This is a genomic window from Streptacidiphilus sp. P02-A3a (assembly GCF_014084105.1).
Lineage (GTDB): Bacteria > Actinomycetota > Actinomycetes > Streptomycetales > Streptomycetaceae > Streptacidiphilus.
The window spans coordinates 5,741,033-5,765,637 of sequence record NZ_CP048289.1; the positions used below are offsets into that span (position 1 = coordinate 5,741,033).

Annotated in this window: 24 protein-coding genes; 11 read left to right on the top strand and 13 right to left on the bottom strand. The window is 72.1% G+C overall.

Annotation, left to right across the window (positions count from 1 at the left end):
• Positions 1 to 109: 109 nt before the first annotated feature.
• The 5 genes from GXP74_RS24590 to GXP74_RS24610 form a co-directional block, all read right to left on the bottom strand.
• The gene (locus GXP74_RS24590) at positions 110 to 1,759 is read right to left on the bottom strand and encodes a glycoside hydrolase family 13 protein (protein ID WP_182456608.1); all 1,650 of its coding nucleotides are present in this window, start codon (positions 1,757 to 1,759) and stop codon (positions 110 to 112) included.
• Positions 1,760 to 1,818: 59 nt separating this feature from the next.
• Positions 1,819 to 2,715, bottom strand: coding sequence for a carbohydrate ABC transporter permease (locus GXP74_RS24595; protein WP_182453416.1), 897 nt, complete (start codon positions 2,713 to 2,715; stop codon positions 1,819 to 1,821).
• Positions 2,716 to 2,726: 11 nt separating this feature from the next.
• Positions 2,727 to 3,620, bottom strand: coding sequence for a carbohydrate ABC transporter permease (locus GXP74_RS24600; protein WP_182453417.1), 894 nt, complete (start codon positions 3,618 to 3,620; stop codon positions 2,727 to 2,729).
• Between the two features lie 135 nt (positions 3,621 to 3,755).
• On the bottom strand, positions 3,756 to 5,156 hold the full coding sequence (locus tag GXP74_RS24605; protein WP_182453418.1) for an ABC transporter substrate-binding protein: 1,401 nt from the start codon (positions 5,154 to 5,156) through the stop codon (positions 3,756 to 3,758).
• Between the two features lie 203 nt (positions 5,157 to 5,359).
• Positions 5,360 to 6,385, bottom strand: coding sequence for a LacI family DNA-binding transcriptional regulator (locus GXP74_RS24610; protein WP_182453419.1), 1,026 nt, complete (start codon positions 6,383 to 6,385; stop codon positions 5,360 to 5,362).
• Positions 6,386 to 6,783: 398 nt separating this feature from the next.
• Between GXP74_RS24610 and GXP74_RS24615 the strand changes: the two genes are divergently transcribed.
• The 3 genes from GXP74_RS24615 to GXP74_RS24625 all read left to right on the top strand — a co-directional run bounded on the left by GXP74_RS24615 (position 6,784) and on the right by GXP74_RS24625 (position 9,483).
• Positions 6,784 to 8,331: an MDR family MFS transporter gene (locus tag GXP74_RS24615; protein WP_182453420.1), complete on the top strand. Its 1,548-nt coding sequence runs from the start codon at positions 6,784 to 6,786 to the stop codon at positions 8,329 to 8,331.
• Positions 8,332 to 8,422: 91 nt separating this feature from the next.
• Positions 8,423 to 9,169: a dienelactone hydrolase family protein gene (locus tag GXP74_RS24620; protein WP_182453421.1), complete on the top strand. Its 747-nt coding sequence runs from the start codon at positions 8,423 to 8,425 to the stop codon at positions 9,167 to 9,169.
• Between the two features lie 29 nt (positions 9,170 to 9,198).
• Positions 9,199 to 9,483 carry a DUF6295 family protein gene (locus GXP74_RS24625; RefSeq protein WP_182453422.1) on the top strand — a complete coding sequence of 95 codons (285 nt, stop codon included), beginning with the start codon at positions 9,199 to 9,201 and terminating at the stop codon, positions 9,481 to 9,483.
• A gap of 43 nt (positions 9,484 to 9,526) precedes the next feature.
• Here GXP74_RS24625 and GXP74_RS24630 read toward each other — a convergent pair whose 3' ends face one another.
• Positions 9,527 to 9,874 carry a helix-turn-helix transcriptional regulator gene (locus tag GXP74_RS24630; RefSeq protein WP_182456609.1) on the bottom strand — a complete coding sequence of 116 codons (348 nt, stop codon included), beginning with the start codon at positions 9,872 to 9,874 and terminating at the stop codon, positions 9,527 to 9,529.
• Between the two features lie 169 nt (positions 9,875 to 10,043).
• Positions 10,044 to 10,736, bottom strand: coding sequence for a TIGR00266 family protein (locus GXP74_RS24635; protein WP_182453423.1), 693 nt, complete (start codon positions 10,734 to 10,736; stop codon positions 10,044 to 10,046).
• 292 nt (positions 10,737 to 11,028) lie between these two features.
• Here GXP74_RS24635 and GXP74_RS24640 point away from each other — a divergent pair, with 292 nt between their 5' ends.
• Positions 11,029 to 11,847, top strand: coding sequence for a universal stress protein (locus tag GXP74_RS24640; protein ID WP_182453424.1), 819 nt, complete (start codon positions 11,029 to 11,031; stop codon positions 11,845 to 11,847).
• 37 nt (positions 11,848 to 11,884) lie between these two features.
• Here GXP74_RS24640 and nagB read toward each other — a convergent pair whose 3' ends face one another.
• The gene (gene nagB / locus GXP74_RS24645; RefSeq protein ID WP_182453425.1) at positions 11,885 to 12,667 is read right to left on the bottom strand and encodes a glucosamine-6-phosphate deaminase; all 783 of its coding nucleotides are present in this window, start codon (positions 12,665 to 12,667) and stop codon (positions 11,885 to 11,887) included.
• 256 nt (positions 12,668 to 12,923) lie between these two features.
• Between nagB and GXP74_RS24650 the strand changes: the two genes are divergently transcribed.
• From GXP74_RS24650 to GXP74_RS24665, 4 genes are all read left to right on the top strand, one after another.
• The gene (locus GXP74_RS24650) at positions 12,924 to 13,745 is read left to right on the top strand and encodes an SAM-dependent methyltransferase (RefSeq protein ID WP_182453426.1); all 822 of its coding nucleotides are present in this window, start codon (positions 12,924 to 12,926) and stop codon (positions 13,743 to 13,745) included.
• A gap of 416 nt (positions 13,746 to 14,161) precedes the next feature.
• Positions 14,162 to 15,058 (top strand): phosphatase PAP2 family protein, encoded by an 897-nt coding sequence (locus GXP74_RS24655; protein ID WP_182453427.1) that lies wholly within the window; start codon positions 14,162 to 14,164, stop codon positions 15,056 to 15,058.
• A 159-nt stretch (positions 15,059 to 15,217) separates the two neighbouring features.
• Positions 15,218 to 16,654 carry a dipeptidase gene (locus tag GXP74_RS24660; protein ID WP_182453428.1) on the top strand — a complete coding sequence of 479 codons (1,437 nt, stop codon included), beginning with the start codon at positions 15,218 to 15,220 and terminating at the stop codon, positions 16,652 to 16,654.
• Positions 16,651 to 17,583 carry a cation diffusion facilitator family transporter gene (locus GXP74_RS24665; RefSeq protein ID WP_182453429.1) on the top strand — a complete coding sequence of 311 codons (933 nt, stop codon included), beginning with the start codon at positions 16,651 to 16,653 and terminating at the stop codon, positions 17,581 to 17,583. Before GXP74_RS24660 ends, GXP74_RS24665 begins: the two co-directional genes overlap by 4 nt.
• A 19-nt stretch (positions 17,584 to 17,602) precedes the next feature.
• Here the strand turns inward: GXP74_RS24665 and GXP74_RS24670 are convergent, their stop codons facing one another.
• Genes GXP74_RS24670 through GXP74_RS24690 form a run of 5 tightly spaced genes read right to left on the bottom strand, consistent with a single transcriptional unit; the run spans position 17,603 to position 21,586 of the window.
• Positions 17,603 to 18,841, bottom strand: coding sequence for a styrene monooxygenase/indole monooxygenase family protein (locus tag GXP74_RS24670; RefSeq protein ID WP_182453430.1), 1,239 nt, complete (start codon positions 18,839 to 18,841; stop codon positions 17,603 to 17,605).
• 37 nt (positions 18,842 to 18,878) lie between these two features.
• On the bottom strand, positions 18,879 to 19,496 hold the full coding sequence (locus GXP74_RS24675) for an ATP/GTP-binding protein (protein WP_182453431.1): 618 nt from the start codon (positions 19,494 to 19,496) through the stop codon (positions 18,879 to 18,881).
• On the bottom strand, positions 19,474 to 19,893 hold the full coding sequence (locus GXP74_RS24680; protein WP_182453432.1) for a DUF742 domain-containing protein: 420 nt from the start codon (positions 19,891 to 19,893) through the stop codon (positions 19,474 to 19,476). Before GXP74_RS24680 ends, GXP74_RS24675 begins: the two co-directional genes overlap by 23 nt.
• Positions 19,893 to 20,363, bottom strand: a complete 471-nt coding sequence (locus GXP74_RS24685) for a roadblock/LC7 domain-containing protein (RefSeq protein WP_182453433.1) — start codon at positions 20,361 to 20,363, stop codon at positions 19,893 to 19,895. Before GXP74_RS24685 ends, GXP74_RS24680 begins: the two co-directional genes overlap by 1 nt.
• Positions 20,360 to 21,586 (bottom strand): sensor histidine kinase KdpD, encoded by a 1,227-nt coding sequence (locus tag GXP74_RS24690; protein WP_182453434.1) that lies wholly within the window; start codon positions 21,584 to 21,586, stop codon positions 20,360 to 20,362. The genes GXP74_RS24685 and GXP74_RS24690 overlap by 4 nt, the downstream gene beginning before the upstream one ends.
• Positions 21,587 to 22,051: 465 nt before the next feature.
• Between GXP74_RS24690 and GXP74_RS24695 the strand changes: the two genes are divergently transcribed.
• Genes GXP74_RS24695 through GXP74_RS24705 form a run of 3 tightly spaced genes read left to right on the top strand, consistent with a single transcriptional unit; the run spans position 22,052 to position 24,577 of the window.
• Complete coding sequence (locus GXP74_RS24695; protein ID WP_225448153.1) at positions 22,052 to 22,711, top strand: TetR family transcriptional regulator; 660 nt, start codon at positions 22,052 to 22,054, stop codon at positions 22,709 to 22,711.
• A complete protein-coding gene (locus GXP74_RS24700) occupies positions 22,708 to 23,493 on the top strand; it encodes an SDR family NAD(P)-dependent oxidoreductase (protein WP_182453436.1) in 786 nt (261 codons plus the stop codon). Before GXP74_RS24695 ends, GXP74_RS24700 begins: the two co-directional genes overlap by 4 nt.
• Before the next feature lie 43 nt (positions 23,494 to 23,536).
• Entirely contained in the window at positions 23,537 to 24,577 is a 1,041-nt protein-coding gene (locus tag GXP74_RS24705; RefSeq protein ID WP_182453437.1) for an NAD(P)-dependent alcohol dehydrogenase, read from the top strand.
• Positions 24,578 to 24,605: the final 28 nt, after the last annotated feature.

The following is a 24,605-nucleotide window of genomic DNA, read 5'->3' on the forward strand; positions in this document are numbered from 1 at the left end:
GTGGTACTCCTCTGAGGCGGGTGGTGCCCGGTGGGAAAGGCCGTGCCGTCCCTCGCGGAACCCTCGGTCCGTGAGGGAGGGCACGGCCAGCGGCGTGGCTGCGGGACTGTCAGGTGGTCCGCAGCCACACCGCCGTATCGGGGGGGAGCGCTCCCGCGGCGAGCGGGGCGCTGGCCAGCAGGACGCCGGTGTGCTCGGGCAGCGGCACGTCCTCGGTGGAGAGGTTCACCACGCAGGCGAAGCCGGGCTCCGCCGCACCGCCCCGGGCGAAGGCCAGGACCTGTCCGGCGGACTCCAGCCAGCGCATCGGCCCGTCGCCCAGGCCCGGTTCGGCCCGGCGCAGCCGCAGCGCCTCCCGGTAGAGGGTCAGCATCGAGTCCGGGTCGGCACTCTCGGCGGCGACGCCCAGCCCGGCCCAGTCGGCGGGCTGCGGCAGCCAGGGCTCGCCGTGGGCGGGCTCGGCGCTGAAGCCGTACGGCGGTTCGGCCCCGGACCAGGGCAGCGGGACCCGGCAGCCGTCGCGGCCGGGGTCGGCCCCGCCGGTGCGGTGGTACATCGGGTCCTCGATCCGGTCGGCCGGGATGTCCTCGACCTCGGGCAGCCCCAGCTCCTCGCCCTGGTAGAGGTAGACCGAGCCGGGCAGTGCCAGTGACAGCAGCGCGGCGGCGCGGGCGCGGCGGGTGCCCAGCGCCCGGTCGGTGGGGATGCCGTGGCCCTTGGTGGCGAAGTCGAAGCCGGTGTCGGCCCGGCCGTAGCGGGTGACCGTGCGGGTGATGTCGTGGTTGGCGAGCACCCAGGTGGCCGGGGCGCCGACCGGCGCGTGCACGGCCAGCGTGGTGGTGATCGAGTCCCGCAGCCGGTAGGCGTCCCAGGGGCAGGCCAGGAAGCCGAAGTTGAAGGCGGTGTGCAGCTCGTCGGGGCGCAGGTAGCGGGCGAAGCGCTCCGGGTCGGGCAGCCAGACCTCGCCGATCAGGGCGCGCGGCTGCGGGTAGGAGTCGGCGAGCCGCCGCCAGGAGCGGTAGATGTCGTGCAGCTCGTCGCGGTCCAGGTAGGGGTGCGGGTCGCGCTCGGGGTCGAAGTCGGGCAGCGCCGGGTCCTTGACCACCTCGGCCGCGGAGTCGATGCGGACCCCGGCCGCGCCCCGGTCGAACCAGAAGCGCAGCACGTCCTCGTGCTCCTGGCGGACCTCGGGGTGCTCCCAGTTGAGGTCGGGCTGCGGCGAGGCGAAGCGGTGCAGGTACCACTCCCCCGGCGTGCCGTCCGGGTCGGTGACCCGGGTCCAGGCGGAGCCGCCGAACTGCGAGGGCCAGTCGTTGGGCGGCAGTTCGCCCTGCTCGCCGCGCCCGGGCCGGAACCAGAAGCGGGCGCGTTCCGGCGATCCGGGACCGGCCGCCAGCGCCTGCTGGAACCAGCGGTGGGTGTCCGAGACATGGTTCGGGACGATGTCGATGATGGTCCGGATGCCCAGGTCGAGCGCTTCGGCGATCAGCTTCTCGGCCTCGGCCAGGGTGCCGAAGGCGGGGTCGATGCTGCGGTAGTCGGTGACGTCGTAGCCGCCGTCGGCCATCGGCGAGGGGTACCAGGGGTTGAACCACAGGGCGTCGACGCCCAGGTCGGCCAGGTAGCGCAGCCGGGAGCGGACGCCGGCCAGGTCGCCGACTCCGTCGCCGTTGCCGTCGGCGAAGCTGCGCACGTACACCTGGTAGATCGCGGCGCCTCGCCACCACGCCGAGGGTTCAGACACGGTCGGGGTCTCCATCTGTGGGGTCTCCATCTGCGGGTTCTGTTGCATCTGCTGGAGGCGCAACCAGGGGTGGCTCAGCCCTTGAGGCTGCCGGCGGTGAGGCCGGACAAGATGTTCCGTTGGAAGATCAGGAAGAAGATGATCGTGGGCACGGCGGAGATCGCCGAGGCCGCGATCAGCACGTTCTCGGACACGCCCTGCGAGAGCGAGTAGATCCCGGCGTTGAGGGTCTGCTTGGTGGGGTCGGGCTCGGCCAGCAGCGGCCAGAGGAAGTCCTTCCACACGTTGACCATGGCGAAGATCGACACCACGGCCAGGATCGGCCGGGACATCGGCAGCACGATGGAGCACAGGGTGCGTACCGGTCCGGCCCCGTCGATGGCGGCGGCGTCCAGCAGGTCCTGCGGGATCGAGTCGAAGAACCGCTTCAGCAGGAAGATGTTGAAGGCGCTGGTGACCGAGGGCAGCCAGATCGCCCAGGGCGAGTTCAGCAGGTTCAGGTGCACGATCGGCAGGTTCAGCACGGTCAGGTACTGCGGAACCACCAGCACCGTGGCCGGGATCATCAGCGTGGCCAGCATCATGCCGAGGATGGCGTTGCCGAAGATCGGGCGCAGCTTGGACAGCGCGTAGGCGGCGGCGACGTCGAAGACCAGCTGGAAGGCGAGCGCGCCGAACGCGTACAGCAGCGTGTTCTCCAGCAGCTGGGCGAGGTTGAGCTCGCCCCAGGCGGTGCTGTACGTGCTCGGGTGCAGGTGGTGCGGGTAGAGCGTGGGCGGGCTCTGGATGGCCTCCTGGGTGGACTTGAGTCCGCCGGTGACCATGAAGTAGAGCGGCCCGATGAAGACCAGGCTGAACACCACCAGCACGACGGTCAGCACGGTCCAGTAGATGGCCTTGCCGTGCCGTCGGTTGAGTTGCACCTGGGAGATCAGGGTGCGGGTGGCTGAGTCGACCGTTGCGGAGGCCACGGCTGTCCCCTTTACTGCTCGGCCGCGCGGCTGACCCGCACGTACAGGGCGGAGAACACGGCGAGCACCAGCAGCAGGACCAGGCCCAGGGCGGAGGCGGCACCGTAGTTTTGGAAGTTGAAGGCGTACTGGTAGATCAGGTAGACGATGGTGGTGGTGGAGTTGTTGACCCCCTGGCCGCCGGTGAGCACGAACGGTTCGACGAAGACCTGCATCGTGGAGACGATCTGCAGCAGCAGCATCAGCGACAGGATCAGCCGGGTCTGCGGGATGGTCACGTGCCAGATCCGGCGCAGCAGACCGGCCCCGTCGAGTTCCGCGGCCTCGTACAGCTCGCCCGGGATGCCCTGGAGCGCGGCCAGGTAGATCAGCACCGCGCTGCCCATGTTCATCCAGGTGGAGGCGATCACCACGCACAGCATCGCCAGCGAGGGGTTCTGCAGCCAGGTCGAGGTGGGCAGGTGCAGCGAGTGCAGGATGTCGTTGAACAGCCCGTACTGCGGGTTGTAGAAGTACTGGAACATCACCAGCGAGGCCACCGGCGGGAGCATCACCGGCAGGTAGACCACCACCCGCAGGTACCCCTTGGCGTGGCGGAGCTCGTTCAGCACCACCGCGACGAAGAACGGCATCGCGTAGCCGAAGACCAGCGCCAGCAGGGTGAACTCGCCGGTGTTGCGCCAGGCCACGCCGAAGCTGGGGTCGTGCACGATCTGGTTGAGGTTGTGCCAGCCGACCCAGGTGGTCTGGCCGCCCCTGACCTTCTGGAAGCTGGTGATGAACTCCCGGATCATCGGGTACCAGGAGAAGAGCGCGAAGCACAGCACCGCGCCGATGAGGAAGGCGTGGGCGGTGAGGTTGCGCCGCGTCTCGCGCAGTAGCGCGCTGCCGCCCGACCGGGACATCGGGCCCGCGCCTGGCTTCTGTGGGGTCCTGCTTCGTTTGGGGACGGCTATCGCCACCGGAGGCTCCTGGGTGGGTGGGTGGTGCGGAGAGAGGGGACCAGCCCTCGGCGGGCTGGTCCCGGGGTCAGACGGGCCTCACTGGTTCGAGAGGACCTCGTTGACCTGGTTGCTCGCGGTGCTCAGCAGCTGGTCGATGTTGGCGTTGGGGTCGGTCAGCACCGACGCCATCGCGGTGTCCAGCACCTTGTAGACGGCCTGGGCGTCGCTGGGCTCGCCGTCCCCGGGAACGTTGGCGTCCAGGTAGGAGGTGAAGTCACTGACCGGCATGGTGGCGTTGGCGGCCTTGGCGGCGTTGTCCGCGGCGAGCGTGGCGCCCGAGAACATCTCCGGCTCGGGCAGGCCGACGGCCTGCTGGGTGGCCTTGAGCCGGGCGTAGTTGAACGTGCCCTGCCCCTGGGTCAGGTAGAGGAAGTCGACCAGCTCGACGCCGGCCTTGATCTGGGCGGGCGTGTCCTTGACGTTGAACATGTAGTCGTTGCCGCCGGAGAGGGTGCCCGCCGCCTGGCCGCTGACGCTGGGGATCGGGCCCATGCCGTAGTCGGCGTAGTTGGCGCCCAGGGTCTGCACCATGTAGGTGATGTCGTCCGGGGCGGCTATGTACATGCCGAGCTTGCCGGCCGCCATCTCCTTCTGCAGCGTGCCCCAGGCCAGCAGCTGGGTGCTGCCCATGACGTTGTCGGTGTAGCGCAGGTCGTGCAGGTTCTGCAGCACCTGCTTGCCGAGCGGGTTGTCGAAGTTGGCCTTGGTCCCGGCCGCGTTCTCCATGGAGCCGCCGAGGGCGTCCAGCTCGGCGGAGAAGTGCCAGCCGCCGTTGTTCCCGGCGCTGTAGTCGCCGTAGCCCTCGATGCCGTTGCCGAGCTTGGTGATCGCCTCGGCGTCGGTGGCGACCTGGGCCCAGGTGGTCGGCGGGTTGTCGGGGTTGAGCCCGGCCTGCTTGAACAGCTTCCGGTTGATGATCAGGCCCATGGTGTAGTTGGTGTACGGGATCCCGTACAGCTTCCCGTTGGACTTCTGGGTGCTGATCACCGAGGGCAGGTAGTCGTTGAGCACCGGGATGGTGGACGGGGTCACGTACGAGGTGATGTCGGCCGCCTGGTTGGCGTTCAGCACCGCCTGCTTGTCGGTGAAGTACGTGTAGAAGACGTTCGGCTCGGTGCCACCCGCCAGGGCCGCCGTGAACAGCGCCGGGGTCTCGCAGGGGAACGTGTGGATGCTGTTCACCTTGATGTCGGGGTGCGCCTTCTCGAAGGTCGCGATGTCGGCGTTCCACTGCTGGTACGGAACCGGCTTGCTGGTCGGCGGGGCGCAGTCGATGCTGATCGTGGTCACGCCCGAGGCGGTGGAGCCGCTGCCGCCCTTGTTCCCGGTGGAGGTCGAGCTGCTGCTGCAGGCGGCGGCGGTGAGGCTCAGCGCGATGGTGGCGAGCAGGGCCGAGGCTCTGCGGACGCGGCGGCTGATGAGCGGCTGGTTGGTCATCAAGGGACCCTTCATTGGCTGGGTGGGGTAGCACCACGCTGTGGCGGGCATCACTTAACCACTGCCGACAGAAGTTCACAAGATGTTGACGAAACTATGCAAGATTTCGACATGATAACGAGATCACATGACGAAGGGACCGGACGGCTTGCGTCCGGTCCCTCGTTCTTGCGTAAGGCGCGGTCAGCCCGCGTTCGGCGGGGTCAGCGGGGCTGCGGCACCGCCGCCGACACCGGCCCGGTGGAGCCGCGCACCACCAGCTCCGGCTCGAACAGGACCTCGTCGTGGGTCACCCGGGCGCCCTCGATCTCGCCCACCAACAGGTCCACCGCGGCCCGGCCCATGGCCTCGATCGGCTGCCGGACGGTGGTCAGCGGCGGATCGGTGCAGGCCATGAACGAGGAGTCGTCGTAGCCGACCACCGAGACGTCCGCCGGGACGCTCAGCCCGCGCCTGCGCACCGCCCGTACCGCCCCCAGCGCCAGCGGGTCGCTGGCGCAGATGATGCCGGTCACCCCCCGCTGGAGCAGCCGGGCGGTCGCGGCCTGGCCGCCCTCCAGGGAGAACAGCGCATGCTCGACGCAGGAGTCCGGAAGTTCCAGACCGGTCCGGGCCGCCACCTGCTGGGCGGCCCGCAGTTTCCGGCGCGAGGGCACGTGGTCGGGTGGCCCGACCACCAGCCCGATCCGGCGGTGCCCCAGCGAGTAGAGGTGGCCCATGGCCTGCTCCACCGCCACCGCGTCGTCGCAGGACACCTGCGGGAAGTCCAGGTCGTCGAAGGCCGCGTTCATCAGCACCGTCGGCAGCCCGCGCTGCGCCAGCCTGGTGTAGTGCTCGTGCGGGGACTCGGCCTGCGCGTACAGGCCGCCGAAGAACACCACCCCGGAGACGTGCTGCTGGAGCAGCAGCTCCACGTAGTCGGCCTCGGACACCCCGCCCGCCGTCTGGGTGCACAGCACCGGGGTGAACCCCTGCTGGGCCAGCGCGCCGCCGACCACCTCGGCGAAGGCCGGGAAGATCGGGTTCTGCAGTTCCGGCAGCACCAGGCCGACCAGCCGGGAGCGCTCCCCCCGGAGCTGGGTGGGTCGTTCGTACCCCAGGACGTCCAGGGCGGTGAGTACCGCCGTCCGGGTCGCGGGGGATACCCCCGGCTTGTCGTTGAGCACGCGACTGACCGTCGCCTCGCTCACCCCGACCTTCTTCGCCACTTCGGCCAGTCGTCGTGTCATGACCCGCAGCTTACGGCAATCCGTGCAAATATCTTGCATCGAGTCGCAAGAAGGGCGCAGAATTCTCCTGGCAGTTCTTCCCCTCGGCGACGCAGCCGGCCCGACACTCCGGCCTGCCCCCGCATCCTTGCCGAAACAGCCGCGGCCAGGCGCGATCCGCCGCCTATTCGGTACCGTACCGCCCCTGAACCGCCGCTGATTCGCGACCGATTCGTTCCCGACCCGCCCGCGCGTCGACTTCCCGCCACGCCTCCGTGCGGATGTGATTGACGACGCCCATCGGTGCGCCTAACGTCGGACGGGCGGAGCCCTAGCCGGGCGGCAGGTAAGGGAAGCCCGCGGACTCCGGACCGCACCGCCTCCAGCGGGTCGCGCCGCTGCCGGAGAGGGAGAGAACCATGTCCGATGCGAAGACGCTGCCCCCGGAGGCGGAGTCCACCGAGCCGATCGGCCGCGCCGTCTACATCGCCGTGATCGGGCTGATGCTGGGCATGCTGCTGGCGATGCTCGACAACCTGATCGTCAGCACCGCCCTGCCCACCATCGTCGGCGACCTCGGTGGGCTCTCCCACCTGTCCTGGGTGGTCACCGCGTACGCCCTGGGCGCGGCGGTGACCACCCCGGTCTGGGGCAAGCTGGGCGACCTGCACGGGCGCAAGCTGATGTTCATGCTGGCCATCGTGATCTTCCTGGTCGGCTCGGCGCTCACCGGCCTGTCGCAGAACATGGACGAGCTGATCGCCTTCCGCGCGCTCCAGGGCCTGGGCGCCGGCGGCCTGATGGTGGGCGCCATGGCCACCCTCGGCGACCTGGTCCCGCCGCGCGAACGCGGCCGGTTCCAGGCGCTGATCGGCGGCATGATGCCGGTGGCCTTCGTCGGCGGGCCGCTGCTCGGCGGGCTGCTCACCGAACACCTGAGCTGGCGCTGGTGCTTCTACATCAACCTGCCGCTGGGCATCGCCGCGCTGCTGGTCACCGGCCTGGGCATGAAGCTGCCGCACCGCCGGATCGAGGCGTCGATCGACTACGTCGGCGCGCTGCTGCTCGGCATCGGCATCGTCGCGGTCACCCTGGTCGCCTCCTGGGGCGGCTCGCAGTACGCCTGGATCTCCGCTCCGGTGATCGGCCTGTCGGTGTTCGGCGTCCTGGCGCTGATCGCCTTCGTCCACTCGCAGAGCCGGGTCACCGAGCCGATCCTGCCGCCGTGGATGTTCAAGGACCGCAACTTCACCGTCAGCCAGGTGATCAGCTTCCTGCTCGGCGCGGCGATGTTCGGCGCGCTCAACTTCCTGCCGCAGTACTTCCAGTACGTGCGCGGGGCCTCCCCCACCGCCAGCGGCCTGCTGCTGCTGCCGCTGATGTTCGGGATGCTGGCGGTGATGCTCGCGGGGGGCCAGGCGGTCACCCGCACCGGCCGCTACCGCACCCTGATGATCGTCGGCGGCGCGGTGATGACCCTCGGCATGCTGGTGCTGCTGATGCTGAAGGTGGACACCAGCACCGCCACCGCCTCCCTGCTGACCTGCGTGCTGGGCCTGGGCATGGGCTTCCTGATGCAGAACACCATGCTGGTCACCCAGAACAGCGTGGCGCTGCGGGACATGGGCGCGGCCAGCGGCTCGGTCACGCTGTTCCGCACCGTCGGCGGCTCGCTGGGCATCGCGATCTTCGGTTCGCTGTACACCCAGCGGCTGACCGGCTCGCTCGACCACAGCCTCGGCACGTCCGGGCAGGCGCTGGCGGCGAGCGGCGCGCACATCCCGCCGTCCGCGCTGGCCGGGCTCCCGGCCGCGGTCCAGCACGCGTTCAAGGCGGCGGTCACCGACGGCCTGCACAGCGTGCTGATCGGCGGCACCGTGCTGGGGCTGCTCACCTTCCTCACCACCTGGCTGATTCACGAGGTGCCGCTGCGCTCCGGGGCCACCCCCGGCGCCCCGCTGGAGTAGCGTCGACCGCCCCGGATCAGCACGTCCGGGGGCAGCGGGGCATACTCGCAACCGGCATTGCAGAAGATCACCTCAACTGCGGAGTAGAACCATGGACGACAGGCTGCTGGCTGAGACCGTCACCATCACCGGGGCCGACGGCGCCGAGCTGGAGGCGTACGCGGCACGACGACTCGACCCCGCCCCGCGCGGCGGTGTCGTGGTGATCCACCACATGCCCGGCTACGACGAGGCCACCAAGGAGATGGTCCGCCGCTTCGCCGCCGAGGGCTACAACGCCGTGTGTCCGAACCTCTACACCCGCGAGGCCCCCGGCGCGGCCCCGGACGACGCCGCGGCGGCGGCCCGCGCGCTCGGCGGCGTGCCCGACGCCCGGCTGGTCGGCGACGTCGCGGGCGCCGCCGCCTACCTGCGCGGGCTGGAGAACTCCAACGGCCGGGTCGGCGTCATCGGGCACTGCTCCGGTGGCCGCCAGGCCTTCCTCTCCGGTTGCAGCCTGGACCTGGAGGCGGCAGTGGACTGCTACGGCGCCTTCGTCACCGAGTCGGTGCCGGAGGGCGTGCCGGTGCGGGTCGGCCCGATCGGCCACCTCGCCAAGGACCTCTCCTGCCCGCTGCTCGGCCTGTTCGGCGCGGAGGACAAGCACCCCGACCCCCAGGCCACCGCGCAGCTGGAGGAGCTGCTGAAGGAGCACGGCAAGGAGTACGAGTTCCACACCTTCCCGGACGCGGGCCACGCCTTCTTCGCGGTGGACCGTCCGGCCTACCGCCCGCAGGCGGCGACCGAGGGCTGGAAGCTCGTCCTCGACTTCTTCGGCCGCCACCTCGCCACCGCCTGAGCGCGGTCCGCCCCCCTCCGGAGACCGGCATGTGCACCTATCTCACCGAGCAGATCGACATCACCGGCAGCGGCAAGGGCGCCACCGGGTACTTTCCGCTGACCCGGGCCATGGTCTACGTCGACCACCCGCAGCACGCCCCCTACGAGCACACGGTGAACGTGGACTTCCTCAACCCGGCGCTGGGCCCCGGTGCCCGGGTCGCCCTTGAGCTCACCGAGGAGGGCGCGCTGGCGCTGATCGAGGCGCTGCGCTCGGCCATCGCCTCGGCCCCGCCCGGCCTCGCCTCGGAGCACCAGGGCCAGCCTGGTTGACGCTGCCGCGGCTTCCGCGGCCGGGGCACCCGCCCCGGCCGCCTCAACGCGGTTCGCCGACCGCGTCGGCCCGGCGCAGCTGCTGAAGCACCCCCTCCCGGTCGGCGAGCAGCACGGCCAGGATCCGCCGCGCCGCGCGCATCAGGTCCGCGACGTCCGGGCCGGCCAGCGCGTAGCGCACGGTCGGCCCCTCCCGCCGTGAGACCACGATCCCGGCCCGGCGCAGGTGCGAGAGCTGCTGGGAGAGGTTCGAGGGTTCCACCCCGATGTCGGCGAGCAGGTCCCGTACCGGCATCGGGCCGTCCTGGAGCAACTCCAGTACCCGGATCCGCACCGGGTGGCCCAGAGTCCGGAAGAACTCCGCCTTCAGCTGGTAGAGCGGGGGCTGCAGCAGACCCCCAGCGCGCGCTCGACGGCCGTTCCTCAGTGCGATGTCCGTGGTTGCCATGGACGGTGACGCTAGGCGAGCGGGCAGTCACGCCACTGACAAATTGCGGAATCCTGCAATTCACGTGGCGCGCGGTGTACTCTGCCGCGCTCGCCCCTGTTCGACGGGCCGGTCAGCCGTTGTCGGGCTGCGGCAGGTAGGGCTCCAGGGCGTGTGCCAGGTTCGGCAGCGGCATGCTCTGCAGCCAGATCTGGCCGGGGCCGGTCAGTGCCACCAGGTGGTAGCCGTCGCGGCCGAAGACCTTGTTGGCGATGCCGGGAACCGTGGTGATCTTGAAGCTCACCGAGTCCTCGAACATGCCCACGTGGCCCGGGTGGACCAGCATGGTCTGCTTCGGGGCCAGGTTGTACAGGCTGAGCTCACCGGAGAGCTCGACCCAGGCCTGGCCGTGCCCCTCCAGCCGCTGGAGCACGAAGCCGTCCCCGCCCCACATGCCGCCGCGGAAGGAGTGCTGCAGGCCCACGCTCGCGCTGACCCCCGGGGTCCCGGCGAGCCAGCCGTGCCGGTGCACCAGGAAGCCCTGGTTGGGCGCGACGTCCACCGGGACTATGTGCCCGGGGATCTTCGCCGCGAAGGCCACCAGGCCCTCGCCGCCCTTGGACTGATACTGAGTCAGGAATATCCCGCCGCCGCCGACCGCGCGCTTCAGCGTGCCCATCAGGCCGCCGCCGCCCTTGGTGGTCTGCGACATGTGCACGTTCGCCGTCATCCACGACAGCTCGCCGTGCATGGAGACCACGGACTCCTTGTCCTCAAGCTGGATCTCCAGGACGGGCATAGTGCTGCCCTTGATGTCAGCCCTCATCTGTTTTCCTTCCACACTCGCGCAAAGACCTTGCGCGATGTTCGGTTACCCCCGCTCGCGGTCGGCCAAGCCGACCCGCAGCACGCACGCTATCGCCTGCGACCACCTGCGACGACACCAGATCTCCACATTTATACGAAGATCTTTCCCAGTGAACGCGCCGTCAGTTCCCTTGCGTGTCGCCGGTGCTGACAAAACGTCGTAAACAGGTCGATATTGCTATGCTCCGAGCTGACCGGCCATCCCCGGCCCGGACACCCGCCAGGGCCCGCCGTCCCGCAGGAGCCGCCGCATGGAGTCGATCCGCCCCTTCCTGGTCGCCGTGGACGGCTCGGACGACAGCTGGGCAGCGCTGGAGTGGACGGCGCGGGCGGCGGCCGGGGTCGGTGCGCCGCTGCGGGTGCTGTACGTCGCGCAGACCACCGGCGGCCTGGCCGAGGTGCTGCTGGGGCCGGGTCCCGAACCCGCGCAGGACCATCCGGTCACCGAGGAGGCGGTCGAGCGGACCCGGCTGGTCGCACCCGGGGTCGCGGTCTCCACCGAGGTCGTCGCCGGGGATCCGAAGCACGTGCTGCCCGCGCGCAGCGGCGGCGCGGCCCTGCTGGTGGTCGGCACCCGCGGGCTGAGCGGGCTGCGCGGCTGGCTGGCCGGGTCGGTCAGCCGGGCCGCCGCCGGTTACGCGCGCTGCCCGGTGGTGGTGCACAAGCCGGTCGCGGAGGCCGGTGGTCCGGTGCTGGCCGGGCTCGACCCGTTCGAGCCGCACCCGGACGTGCTGGGCTTCGCCGTCGCCGCGGCCCACGCGCTGAACGCGCCGCTGCGGCTGGTGGTCGGCGACCTGCCGTCCTCCGACCGGACCGAGGCCGCCCGCGACAGCCTGGAGGAGGTGCTGACCGGCCTGCACCGGGACCATCCCCGGCTGGACGCCTCCGCCGAGTACTCCGCCCGCGACGAGTCCGACTGGCTGGTGGAGCTGTCCCGGACGGCGGCGCTGGTGGCGGTGGGCCGCCGGCTCAGCGGCGTACTGCTGACCGACCCGCTGGGCCGCGCCGCCGACACCCTGCTGGACCAGGCCCACTGCCCGGTGGCGGTGGTCCCGTCCCGTCGGCGCTGACCGGCGGGACGCGACCCGCGCGGGATCGGACCGGTGGTCAGATGCCCTGCCAGTGCGGCTTGGCCGCGTAGGTGGCCCGGAAGTAGTCGGCCAGCTTGAGCTTGGAGGCCGCCGCCTCGTCCACCACCACGGTGGCGTGCGGGTGCAGTTGCAGCGCCGAGGCCGGGACGATCCCGGCGACCGGGCCCTCCACGGTCTGCGCCACGGCCTCGGCCTTGGCCTCGCCGGTGGCCAGCAGCACCAGGTGCCGGGCCTCCAGGATGGTCCCGATGCCCTGGGTGATCACGTGGTGCGGCACCTCGTCCAGGCTGTCGAAGAACCGGGCGTTGTCGACCCGGGTCTGCTGGGTCAGCGTCTTGATCCGGGTGCGCGAGGCCAGCGAGGAGCAGGGCTCGTTGAAGCCGATGTGGCCGTCGGTGCCGATGCCCAGCAGTTGCAGGTCCACACCGCCCGCCGCGGCCAGCGCCCGGTCGTAGTCGGCGCAGGCGGCGGCGATGTCCTCGGCCGAGCCGTCCGGGCCCATGAAGGAGGTCTCGGTCAGCCCCAGCGGCCGCACCACCTCGCGCAGCACCACCGCGCGGTACGACTCGGGGTGGCCCTGCGGCAGGCCGACGTACTCGTCGAGCTGGCAGATCCGGGCCCGGGAGACGTCCAGCGCCTGGTTCGCGACCTTGGCGATCAGCGCCTGGTAGATCGGCAGCGGGGAGGAGCCGGTGGCGACCCCGAGCAGCGCGTCCGGCTTGCGCACCAGCAGGTCGGCGATCGCCGCCGCGATCAGCTCGCCGCCCGCGGCGGCGTCCGGAACGATCACAATCTCCATGCTGAAACCCTGCCGTTCTGCGGCGCTCGCCACGTGGTATAGACCATTTATCGGAATGATCTCACACCGGCCCCGCCCGCGTCACACCCCCCGCGACCGGAACCGCCGGGCGCCGCCGCGGCGGCCGGACGCGGCTCCGGCCACTATCAGGAAACTTTCCCAACTGTCCCACTGGGCATACTCTTTACTGTGCGGCACGCCGCGACGCGATCCGGGCGGCACGACCGGGGAAGCACGCCGAAGAGGGTGGGGAAGCATGACGCAGGGTTCGACGTATCCCGAGCCGCTCGGACGCGAGCAGGGACGGCTCGACACCGGCGTCCCGCACATAGCACGGGTGTACGACTACTGGCTCGGTGGCAAGGACAACTACGCGGTCGACCGCGAGGTGGCCGAGCGGATCATCGCCACCGGCAACCCCGTCACCCAGAACGCCCGGGCCAACCGGGGCTTCCTCGGCAGAGCGGTGCGCCACCTGACCGCCGAGGCCGGTCTGCGGCAGTTCCTGGACCTGGGCACCGGCCTGCCCTCGGCCGACAACACGCACGAGGTCGCGCAGCGGATCGCCCCCGAGACACGGATCGTCTACACCGACAACGACCCGATCGTGCTGGTGCACGCCCGGGCCCTGCTCACCGGCAGCCCCCTCGGCTCCACCACCTACATCCACGCCGACGTCCGCGACATCGACCTGATCCTGGAGCGGGCACGGGAGACCCTGGACTTCGACAGACCGGTCGGGGTGATCATGGCCGGTCTGCTGCACTGCATACCCGACGAGGACGACCCGGCCGGAATCGTGGCGAAGGTACTGGCGGACGTCCCCTCCGGGAGCCACCTGGCGATCTCCCAGCCCGCCGCCGACATCAACGCCAACGGCATGGCCCGGGCCGCCTCGGTGATGGACCAGCTGATGCCGGTCAAGATCACCTACCGGACCCGGGAACAGGTCGCGCGCTTCTTCGAAGGCACCGAACTACTCGAACCCGGCCTGGTCCCCGCGCCGCTCTGGCGGCCCGACCCGGACGCCGACACTACCCCGCGCTCGGTCTGGGCAGGCGTCGGACGCAAGGCCTGACCTGCGCCCGGACCTTCCCCGGGAAGATCAACGGGGATTCCTGGGAGCCCGCTCGGAGCCCACTGGGAGCGCCCTGGGAGACTGGTCCCCGGAGGCCGCGAACCGTCAGGGGGGACCCGGGTGCACGACCCGCGCGGGCCGGAAGAGAAGATGAACACGTGGCAACCAAAACACAGGTGTTCTCGAATCGGCTCCGACCCCTGGGACATCCCGGCGTCCGGGGCCATTCCCGAACGCCGGACAGCTGAGGCGGCATGACCGCCCTACTCCACCGGTTGCCCCCAGAACCGTCCGGCGGCAGATGCCGCAGAAGGCGCCGGGGTGTGCCGTTCCCCCTTGCGGGAGCCGTTTCGTGTCCGCTGGTCCGGCGGGCTCGTGCGACTGCCGTCCACCCTCGCCCTGAAGCCCGAGAGTCCATGAAGAGCGATCACGCATACCTCACCCGCGAGTCCGGTGACGGACCCGAGGACGGGTCGAACGGAACGGCCGCCAACGCTGTCGGGGTGCTGCCCGGCGCCGGAGGCCCAGCCGGGACGTCCGGCAAGCCACGGTGGTGGCGCCGCAAGTGGGGCTGGGAGGTGCTGCTGGTCCTCTACGCGATATACGACGGCAGTCGCCTGCTGGTGCACACCAGCGCGGCCCAGGCCGAGGCGCACGGCCGCCGGATCCTGTCCATCGAGCGCGGGCTGCACCTGAGCCCGGAGCACACGCTCAACCGGCTGTTCGCCGAGCACGCCTGGCTGGGCATACCCGGGGACTTCATCTACGCCTCACTGCACTACGTGATCACGGTCTCGGTGCTGTTCTGGGTCTGGCGCTGCCACCGCGAGCACTACCGGCTGGCCCGCACCTGGCTCGGGCTGACCACGCTGCTCGGGGTGGTCGGCTTCGTGACCTTCCCGACCGCGCCGCCGCGGCTGCTGGGCCCCGGCGCCGGCTTCACCGACATCCTCGCCGAGCACTCCTCGGTCGGCTGGTGGGGTGTCGGCGGCGGCGGCACCCCGCGCGGGCTGGACGACATGAGCAACGAGTTCGCGGCCATGCCCAGCCTGCACGTCGGCTGGGCCCTGTGGTGCGGGCTGCTGCTGTTCCTGTACGCCCGGCACCGGCTGCTGCGGGCGCTGGGGCTGCTCTATCCCTTCTTCATCGCCTTCGTGGTGATGGGCACCGGCAACCACTACCTGATGGACTGCCTGATGGGCGCGGCGGTGGCACTGGTGAGCCTGTGGGCCACCGTCCCGCTGCTGCGGTTCAGTGATCGGGCCGGCCGGGCGGTGCGGCTGCGGCTGCGCGCGCTGGGACGGCGGCGCTAGCGACCGGACGGCCGGGCCCACGTCGCCCCGTCGGCCCCCGCCGACAGCGTCCGACGTGCGCGCCCGGTCACCGGCGGTGATTCTGATGGGGCACGGCAGCTCGGTACTTCGGGCACCACGGACGTCCCGCAGCCGCCGGGACGGGGCAGGAGCAGCAGCATGACTGCGCAGGACAGGACACCGCAGCACAGGACGCCGCAGGACAGGACGCCGCAGCAAGAGACGCCGCAGGACCGCACCGCGCACGAGCAGGACCTGGGGCGCCGCGTCGCGGCGCTGATGCCGCGGGCCAAGGCCGACCTGGCCGAGCTGGTGGCCATCCCCTCGGTCGCCGACCCGCGCCAGTACCCGCCGGAGCGCTGCCGCGAGGCCGCCGAGTGGCTGGTGGCCGCGTTCACCGAGGCCGGGCTCTCCGACGTGCGGCTGGAGCCGACCCCGGACGGCAGCCACGCCGTCATCGGCCACCGCCCGGCGCCGCCCGGCGCCCCGACCGTGCTGCTGTACTGCCACTACGACGTGCAGCCGCCGCTCGACGACCAGGCCTGGACCTCGCCGCCGTTCCAGCTGACCGAGCGCGACGGACGCTGGTACGGGCGCGGCGCGGCCGACTGCAAGGGCAACGTGGTGATGCACCTGACCGCGCTGCGGGCGCTCGGCGACGACCTCCCGGTGGGCATCGTGCTGGCCGCCGAGGGCTCCGAGGAGCAGGGCACCGGCGGCATGGAGGCCTTCGTCCCGCCGCACGCGGACCAGCTGCGCGCGGACGTGCTGCTGGTCTGCGACACCGGCAACGCCGCGGTGGGGGTGCCCACCGCCACCACCAGCCTGCGCGGCCTGGCCAACCTGGTGGTCGAGGTGTCCACGCTGCACGGCGACATGCACTCGGGCATGTTCGGCGGCGCGGCCCCGGACGCCCTGGCCGCGCTGATCCGGATGCTGGACTCGCTGCGCGGCCCGGACGGCGGCACCCGGATCGAGGGCCTGGACTGCGAGGGCGTCTGGGACGGCGTCGGCTACGACGAGCAGCAGTTCCGCGCCGACGCCGGGGTGCTGGACGGGGTGGAGCTGCTGGGCTCGGGATCGGTCGCGGACCGGCTCTGGGCGCGTCCGGCGGTGACCGTGCTCGGCATCGACTGCCCGCCGGTGGTCGGCTCGGCCGCCGCGATCCCGGCCCGGGCCCGGGCCCGGGTGAGCCTGCGGGTGCCGCCGGGGACGGATCCGGCCAAGGCCATGGACGCGCTCTCGGCCCACCTGCGGTCCGCCGCGCCCTGGGGGGTGCGGGTGGAGGTGGAGCCGGAGTCCGGCGGCGCGCCGTTCCGCGCGGCGACCGGCGGGCCCGCCTACGCGGCCCTGGACGAGGCGATGCGGGCGGTCTACGGCAAGCCGATGGCGTTCCTGGGCCAGGGCGGCTCGATCCCGCTGTGCAACGTCTTCGCGCGGACCTTCCCGGACGCGGAGATCGTGCTGATGGGCGTGGAGGAGCCGCGCTGCCTGATCCACGCGCCCAACGAGAGCGTGGATCCGAGCGAGATCGAGCACATGGCCCATGTCGAGGCTCTGTTCCTGAGCCGCTTCGGCCGGACCGCGCGCGGGTGAGCGGGTCCGGTGGCAGCCGGGCGGTCGTCGCCGCGCTGGGCGCGAACCTGGCCATCGCGGTGGCGAAGTTCGTCGCCTTCGGGTTCAGCGGCTCCTCGTCGATGCTCGCCGAGGGCGTCCACTCGCTGGCCGACTCCGGCAACCAGGTGCTGCTGCTGGTCGGCGGCCACCGGGCGCGGCGGGCGGCCGACAGCGAGCACCCCTTCGGCTACGGGCGCGAGCGCTACGTGTCCGGCTTCCTGGTGTCCGTGGTGCTGTTCACCCTGGGCGGGGTGTTCGCGCTGTACGAGGGCTACGAGAAGGTCAGGCACCCGCATCCGGTGGACGACTGGTACTGGCCGGTGGGGGTGCTGGCGTTCGCGATGGTGGCCGAGGGGCTGTCCTTCCGGACCGCCGTCCGCGAGGCCAGGCACGGCAAGGGCGGGCAGTCCTGGGCCGGCTACGTCCGCACCGCGAAGGCCCCGGAGCTGCCGGTGGTGCTGCTGGAGGACGCGGGCGCGCTGATCGGCCTGGTGCTGGCGCTGTTCGGGGTGGGGCTGGCGGTGCTCACCCACGACGGCGTCTGGGACGGCGCGGGCACCCTGGCCATCGGCGCGCTACTGGTGGCGATCGCGGTGGTGCTGGCGACCGAGACCAAGTCGCTGCTGCTGGGCGAGTCGGCCGGTCCGGAGGCGCTGGAGCGGATCCGGGCGGCGCTGGTGGACGGCGACTCGGTGTACCGGGTGATCCACATGCGGACGCTGCACCTCGGCCCGGAGGAACTGCTGGTGGCCGCGAAGATCGCGGTGCCCGCCGACGCCACCGGCGCCGGGATCGCGGCGGCGGTGGACGCCGCCGAGGCCCGGGTGCGGGCGGCCGAGCCCATGGCGCGGGTGATCTACCTGGAGCCGGACCTGTACGACGCGGCCCGCGCCCCCGACCCGACCTGAACCGGGGGCGCGGCCGTGGTCAGCCCTGGGTGAGCGAGCCGAGGTAGGCCGTCGCCGCCTCCGGCGTGAAGAACCAGTTCGGGAAGTCCGACGGGTTGTCGAAGCCGTTGGCGAACCGGTCGGCCACCGGCGGCAGCTGTCCGGCCGCGCCGATCAGGTTCAGCACGTGCTCCGGCGGCGGCGCCAGCATGGCGTTGGTCCACGCGGTGACATCGCCGGCGGTGGAGTTCCAGTAGCCCTCGAAGGTGGCCTCCATGAAGGCCCGGTCGAACGGCCGGTCGCCGTGGGCGCGGATGGCGGCCAGGTAGTGCGTGGCGCACTTGGAGGCGCTGTTGGAGCCCTGGCCGGTGATCGGGTCGTTGGCGACCACCACGTCGGCCACGCCGAACACCACGCCGCCGCTCGGCAGCTCGCCGACGGGGTTGCGGACCACCGGGGCGTAGCGCCCGGCCAGGGTCGCCCGGGGGTCGGTCAGCTCGACGCCGCCCAGGGTCCGCTGGTACTCCCAGGGGGTGTACGCGCGCATCAGCTCCAGGGTGTTCCGCAGGTGCTCCTCCGGGCCGCGCGAGGGCTCGAAGACGTCCAGCGGGCCGCCGGGGACGCCCTCCCAGAACAGGATGTCGCAGGGGCCGGAGGTGGTGAGCGCCGGGATCACGAACAGCTCGCCGACGCCGGGCACCAGGTTGCAGCGCACCGCCGGGAAGTCATGCTCCGGACGCGGGCCCAGGCCGTGCACGTAGGAGACGGCGAGCGCGCGCTGCGGCGCGGTGTACGGGGAGCGCTCGGGGTCGCGGGCGAACATCGACACCAGCTCGCCCTTGCCGGCCGCGATCAGGGTCAGGTCGTAGCCGCGCACCAGCAGGTCCAGGTCGGACACGGTGACGCCGTTGACCACGACCTTGCCGCCGCGCTCGGCGAACAGCTCCAGCCAGGCGGGCATCTTGACCCGCTGGTCCACCGACTGGGCCGGGCCGTTCAGCCGCCCCACCCAGTCGATCACCCGGGCCGCCTCCGGGCCGCTGACCGACACGCCCAGGCCCTGGACCCGCGGCGCCTGGTCGTCCCAGAGGTTCAGGCCGAGCGCCCGCTCGTAGCCGAGCGAAGTATCGAACATGCACTGTGTCGACAGGACCCGGCCGCCGCGTATCTCGTCCGGGGTGCGGTCGGTCATCACGGTGACGTCGTGGCCGTCGCCCTGGAGGCCGAGCGCGAGCTGCAGCCCGGCCTGACCGGCGCCGACGATGAGTACCTTCGCCAATGGAGGCTCCTTGGGGAGAGTGGTGCGGGAGGGACAGTCAGTCCTGTTCGAGCGAGAGGGTGTGCTCGACCAGGGCCGCCAGGGTCTGCGCCGCGGACAGCCGCGAGCGGGCGTCGCACCACAGCAGCGGCACTCCCGGGGAGAGGCTGAGCGCGTCCCTGACGTCGGCGTCGGCGTAGTGCGGCGCGCCGTCGAAGCGGTTGACCGCGACCACGAACGGCAGGCCGCTGCTCTCGAAGTAGTCGACCGCCGGGAAGCTGTCGGCCAGCCGCCGGGTGTCGGTCAGCACGACCGCGCCGACCGCGCCGCGCGCCAGGTCGTCCCACATGAACCAGAAGCGGCGCTGTCCGGGCGCGCCGAACAGGTACAGCACCAGGTCGGGTGCGAGGTGCAGGCGGCCGAAGTCCATCGCCACGGTGGTGGTGGTCTTGGTGCTGCCGTCCGGCAGCGGGTCGGTGCCGGAGCCGGCCTCGGTCATCACCGCCTCGGTGGTCAGCGGGGTGATCTCGGAGACGGAGGCGACCAGGGTGGTCTTGCCCACGCCGAAGCCGCCCGCGATGACGATCTTGGCGGAGGTGACCGGCAGTTCGGTCAGCGGAATACCGCCCGGGGTATGCACCGGTGCGGAGCGGTCAGGCGAGATCGCGGAGTCCACCGAGGATCCTCTCCAGAACCATGCGGTTCGGTCGTGCGGGTGCGGCGATGCCCGAGCCACCGCCGGAACGCACGGCGACGGATCCGCCGTGCACGCGGATGCGGCCCGCGTCCACCAGGTCGCTCACCCAGACCCGGACCACGCCGAGCGGCAGCCGCAGCAGCGCCGAGACCTCGGCGATGGAGCGCATCTGCCCCTGGCACAGGTCGCAGATCCGCTCCAGCTCGGGCACGGCCGGGGTGGCCTCGCCGGGCCGCTGGTAGACCGCCGAGATCAGCGTCTCCACCAGCAGCACCTGGCCGAAGCGGGTGCGTCCGCCGGTCAGGGCGTACGGGCGGACCCGCGCCGAGCGGCGCGGCAGGCCGCCGGTGGGGTGTCCTGCGGATGTCTGGGGCATCACCGGTTGGCCTCCTGCCCGGGCCGGGCCCGGAGTTCGCGGCGGAGTTGCGTGGTCAGCACGTGCCCGGCCCGCTCGACCAGCCGGGTCAGCTGGTACCCGGCCAGGCTCAGGTCGCAGTCCGCGCTGGTGTACGCGGCCAGGCAGGTGGTCGCGTCGACGGACATCAGCACCAGCGTCCCCTCCTGCAGGGTCACCACCGTGCGCCGCAGCAGGCCGAGTTCCATCAGCTTCGACAGGCCGCCGGACAGGGCGGTCAGTCCGGCCGCGAGCGTCGCCAGCTCCTCGGCCGGGGAGTTCTCGTCCGCCGCGACCAGCGGCAGGCCGTCGGTGGACACCAGCGCCAGCGAACGCATCCCCGGTGTGGTCACCAGGACGTCGCTGAGCAGCCAGCGCAGCCGCTGCAACGGCGTGGACTCCACCTGGGCCGCGCCCGGCGCGCCGTGCGCGCCGTGAACGCCGAACGTCATCGCCACTCCTCCTCGGCACGCTGCGGGGCGGCGGCGCGGACTCCGCTCTGGAAGCCGCCGAGCCGACGGCGCAGTTCCTCGGCCGCGGACGGGCCGGACGCCGCCTGCCCGTCCTCCTCGGCCGCACCGGCGCGGCGGGCGCGCTGCCCGCTCTCGCCGGGCACCCGCTTCGGCAGCCCGTCGGCGCCCGCACCGGTGCCGGTGACCGCGGCCGGGCGCGGACCGGGCACGGCGCTCAGCGGCCGGGTCTGCTGCGCGGCGGCGTCGGCCGCCATCTCGTCCCAGGCGGCGGCCGCGGGCTGGGCGGGGGCGGGCTCCGCGGCGAAGGCCGTGACCGGCACCGCGACCAGCGCGGTGGTGCCGTCGGCGGTGGTGCTGTGGCGCAGCTGCACCCGCAGCCCGTGCCGCCGGGCCAGGATGGTGACCACCTGCAGGCCCATGCTGCGCCCGGTCCTGGCGGCGCCGCTGGCGGGGAGGTCGGCGGGGGCGGCGAGGCGGGTGTTGACCTCGTACAGCAGTTCGTCCGGCAGGCCGATGCCCCGGTCCACCAGGGTCACCATGAGCTCACCGCTCTGCAGCTGCCAGCCGGTGACCGTGACCGGCTCGGTCGGCGGCGAGAACGCGGTGCCGTTCTCCAGGAGTTCGGCGAACAGGTGGGCCAGGTCCTCGGCCACGTCGGACCGGATCCACAGCCGGGGCAGCGGCGTCAGGTGCACCCGCTCATAGCGTTCGATCTCCGAGAGCGCCGCCCGCAGCACGTCCAACAGCGGTGTCGGGGCCTGCGGTTGGGCGGGGCGGTGGTGCACCGCGCCACCGAGCAGCAGCAGGTTCTCACCGTTGCGGCGCATCCGGGTGGCGAGGTGGTCCAGCCGGTACAGCTGCTCCAGTCGCAGCGAGTCCGACTCGCTGCCCTCCATGCCTTCGAGCAGGCTCAGCTGCCGCTCGACCAGGCCCAGGGTGCGCAGCGCCAGGTTCGCCAGCACCTCGCCGTTCTCCGCCTCGCGTTCCTTGGCGGCGGCGGCCAGCTCGTCCCGCTCGGCTGCCAGTTGCACCGCGTGGCCCTGCAACTGCTGGTGTGCGTGCTGGAGTTGGGAGAACTCGGTCTCAACTTGCCGATGCCGCTGCTGGTGCTGCCGCGCGGCTCTTCGGCTCCGCGCCAGTTGTACGCCGACCACCAGTACGACCGCCAGGGCCGTGGCGGCTATGGCGATGGATATGTACACAAGACCCCGCAGTCTGCCCAGCTAGCGGTCAACTCATTGGACTCATCCTTCAGTCACATCAGATCACAGGCGGCATTCCGCTTTCCACTCGGGACGCCCCCGATCCGCCCTCCGCTACACGATCCTGACACCACTGAGCTGGAGTGACACGGCGTCAGAGCGGGGGTGGAGAGCCGCTCCTCCACCCGTCGCCGGTCCGGCGGCCACCATCGGCCGAGGCCGCAGCCGGACCACCTGGCAACTGACGGTGCGTATGCCGACCGCCCGCCACCCACCGGGCCCGACCCCCCTCTCCCGACCCGCGACCCGCACCCGGCCGCACCCGCCGCCGCGGGTCAGAGCGGCTCGACGACCGGCCACCGGGGAGCGGTCGGCGCGGCGGCGGGGACGCCGACGGGCGCCGCTGAAAATGTCCCGCCGAGCCTCATGTCCCAGTGGGACATTTCCGGGTGTACGGTGAACGGCGTGAGCATCGAACCCGGATCCGTGGCGGCGGGCCGCCGTGGCCGCAAAGCCCGGCAGACCCGCCAGTCCCTGGCCGACGCGGCCCTGGCACTGGTCCTGGAGCGCGGACTGGCCGGGGTGACCGTCGAGGACGTCACCGAACAGGCGGACGTCTCCCGGCGCACCTTCAGCCGCTACTTCAGCTCCAAGGAGGAGGCGGTGCTGGACTGCGTCCGGGCCGACTGCGAACGGATCAACGCCGCCCTGGCCGCCCGCCCCGCCGGGGAGCAGCCGCTGACCGCCTACCGGGCGGCGCTGCGGGTCTGGCTCGCCGACGAGCGCGAGCCCGCCTGGGACCGCCGCCCCGGCATGCGCGAACTGCTGCGGCTGGTCACCATGGAACCGTCGCTGACCGCTGTCCACCGGCGGATCAGCGTGGACGCCGAGGAGGCGTCGATCCGGATCGTGGCCGCCAGGCTGGGCGTGGACCCGGAGCGTGACCTGCGGCCCTCGGTCGCCGTCGGCGCGGGGGTGGCGGCGCTGCTGGCCGCCGCCCGGGCGTGGGTGCGCGACACCGGGGCCGCCGGGCTGCCGGAGCTGCTGGAGCGGGCGTTCGAGCTGCTCACCGCGGAGCCTTCAGCCGAAGACCCGCTGCCGCAAGGAACGAAAGGCACGAAATGAGCACCAACTCCCTCCCGGTCGCCGACTACGCCCAGGAGTTCAGCGGCCGGACGGCCCTGGTCACCGGGGCCGCCTCGGGCATCGGCCTGGCCGTGGCCCGCCGCCTGGCCGCCGGGGGCGCGGCCGTGGCGGTCGCCGACTTCAACGAGGAGGGCGCCCGCGACGCCGTCGCCGAGCTGCGGGCCGCCGGGGCCGACGCGTTGGCCGTCCGCGTCGACGTGACCGACCCCGACTCGGTGGAGGCGGCCGTGGCGGCCACCGTCAAGGCTCTCGGCGGGCTGCACCTGGCCGTCAACAACGCCGGGATCGCGGGCGGCGGCAGCGTGCCCATCGGCGAGTACCCGATCGACGGCTGGCGCCAGGTGCTGGCGACCAACCTGGACGGCGTCTTCTACTCGATGCACTACGAGCTCCAGCAGATGGTGGCGGCCGGGGGCGGCGCGATCGTCAACATGTCCTCGATCCTGGGCACCAACGGCTTCGCCGGATCGGCCGCGTACGTCGCGGCCAAGCACGGTGTGATCGGCCTGACCAAGACCGCCGCCATCGAGTACGCCGCCCGGGGCGTCCGCGTGAACGCGGTCGGGCCCGGCTTCATCGACACCCCGCTGCTCTCGCAGACCGACGTCTCGATCCGGGAGGCCCTGGTGGCGCTGCACCCGGCCGGACGCCTCGGCACCGCCGAGGAGGTCGCCGAGGTGACCGCGTTCCTGCTGTCCGACCGCGCGTCCTTCGTGCACGGCAGCTACCACCTGGTGGACGGCGCCTACGCCGCCCGCTGAACCACCGTCCGATCCGACCCGTGGGGGGATTCGAGGAGCGAACATGAAGGCTCTCCAGTACCGCGCGATAGGCCAGGCCCCCGAGGTGGTCACCGTGCCCGACCCGGAGCCCGGGCCGGGGCAGGTGCTGCTCAAGGTCACCGCCGCCGGGGTCTGCCACTCCGACATCGCCGTGATGAGCTGGCCCGGCGAGAACTTCCCGTACCCGCTGCCGCTGACCCTGGGCCACGAGGGCGCGGGCACGGTGGCCGCCCTGGGCGCCGGGGTGACCGGGATCAGCCTCGGCGAGTCCGTGGCCGTGTACGGCCCGTGGGGCTGCGGCAACTGCGTCAAGTGCGCGCAGGGCAAGGAGAACTACTGCCTGCGGGCGGCCGGGCTCGGGATCCACCCGCCGGGCCTGGGCGCGCCCGGCGCGATCGCCGAGTACCTGGTCGTGGACGCCGCCCGGCACCTGGTCCCGCTCGGCGACCTGGACCCGGTCGCCTCGGTGCCGCTGACCGACGCCGGACTCACCCCGTACCACGCGATCAAGCGCTCGCTGCCGAAGCTGGTGCCCGGCACCAGCGCGGTGGTGATCGGCAGCGGCGGCCTCGGGCACGTCGCGATCCAGCTGCTGCGGGCGCTGACCGCCACCCGGGTGATCGTGCTGGACGTCTCCGAGGAGAAGCTGGAGCTGGCCCGCCGGGTCGGGGCGCACGAGACCGTGCTGTCCGACGCCGGGGCGGCGGAGAAGGTCCGGGCGCTGACCGGGGGCCTGGGGGCGGAGGCGGTCTTCGACTTCGTCGGCGCGCCGCCCACCACGGCCACGGCGGCGGCGGTGGTCGCGGTCGAGGGGGACGTCACCCTGGTCGGCATCGGCGGCGGCACGCTGCCGGTCGGCTTCGGCTCGCCCCCGTTCGAGGTCTCGGTGACCGCCCCCTACTGGGGCAGCCGGTCGGAGCTGATCGAGGTGCTGGACCTGGCCAGGGAGGGCTTCGTCGAGGTCCATGTGGAGACCTACGGCCTGGACGACGCACCGCTGGCCTACGAGCGGCTGCACGCGGGCAAGGTCAACGGCCGCGCGGTGATCCTGCCGAACGGCTGAGCGCCAGCGGGCGTGGAAATCGCGCACC

What these genes read in the sequence shown, in the direction of transcription:
- GXP74_RS24590 (WP_182456608.1), bottom strand. Translation starts at nt 1,759, where the DNA reads ATGGAGACCCCGACCGTGTCTGAACCCTCGGCGTGGTGGCGAGGCGCC.
- GXP74_RS24600 (WP_182453417.1), bottom strand. Translation starts at nt 3,620, where the DNA reads ATGTCCCGGTCGGGCGGCAGCGCGCTACTGCGCGAGACGCGGCGCAAC.
- GXP74_RS24605 (WP_182453418.1), bottom strand. Translation starts at nt 5,156, where the DNA reads ATGACCAACCAGCCGCTCATCAGCCGCCGCGTCCGCAGAGCCTCGGCC.
- GXP74_RS24610 (WP_182453419.1), bottom strand. Translation starts at nt 6,385, where the DNA reads ATGACACGACGACTGGCCGAAGTGGCGAAGAAGGTCGGGGTGAGCGAG.
- GXP74_RS24615 (WP_182453420.1), top strand. Translation starts at nt 6,784, where the DNA reads ATGTCCGATGCGAAGACGCTGCCCCCGGAGGCGGAGTCCACCGAGCCG.
- GXP74_RS24620 (WP_182453421.1), top strand. Translation starts at nt 8,423, where the DNA reads ATGGACGACAGGCTGCTGGCTGAGACCGTCACCATCACCGGGGCCGAC.
- GXP74_RS24625 (WP_182453422.1), top strand. Translation starts at nt 9,199, where the DNA reads ATGTGCACCTATCTCACCGAGCAGATCGACATCACCGGCAGCGGCAAG.
- GXP74_RS24635 (WP_182453423.1), bottom strand. Translation starts at nt 10,736, where the DNA reads ATGAGGGCTGACATCAAGGGCAGCACTATGCCCGTCCTGGAGATCCAG.
- GXP74_RS24640 (WP_182453424.1), top strand. Translation starts at nt 11,029, where the DNA reads ATGGAGTCGATCCGCCCCTTCCTGGTCGCCGTGGACGGCTCGGACGAC.
- nagB (WP_182453425.1), bottom strand. Translation starts at nt 12,667, where the DNA reads ATGGAGATTGTGATCGTTCCGGACGCCGCCGCGGGCGGCGAGCTGATC.
- GXP74_RS24650 (WP_182453426.1), top strand. Translation starts at nt 12,924, where the DNA reads ATGACGCAGGGTTCGACGTATCCCGAGCCGCTCGGACGCGAGCAGGGA.
- GXP74_RS24655 (WP_182453427.1), top strand. Translation starts at nt 14,162, where the DNA reads ATGAAGAGCGATCACGCATACCTCACCCGCGAGTCCGGTGACGGACCC.
- GXP74_RS24660 (WP_182453428.1), top strand. Translation starts at nt 15,218, where the DNA reads ATGACTGCGCAGGACAGGACACCGCAGCACAGGACGCCGCAGGACAGG.
- GXP74_RS24680 (WP_182453432.1), bottom strand. Translation starts at nt 19,893, where the DNA reads ATGCCCCAGACATCCGCAGGACACCCCACCGGCGGCCTGCCGCGCCGC.
- GXP74_RS24685 (WP_182453433.1), bottom strand. Translation starts at nt 20,363, where the DNA reads ATGACGTTCGGCGTTCACGGCGCGCACGGCGCGCCGGGCGCGGCCCAG.
- GXP74_RS24700 (WP_182453436.1), top strand. Translation starts at nt 22,708, where the DNA reads ATGAGCACCAACTCCCTCCCGGTCGCCGACTACGCCCAGGAGTTCAGC.
- GXP74_RS24705 (WP_182453437.1), top strand. Translation starts at nt 23,537, where the DNA reads ATGAAGGCTCTCCAGTACCGCGCGATAGGCCAGGCCCCCGAGGTGGTC.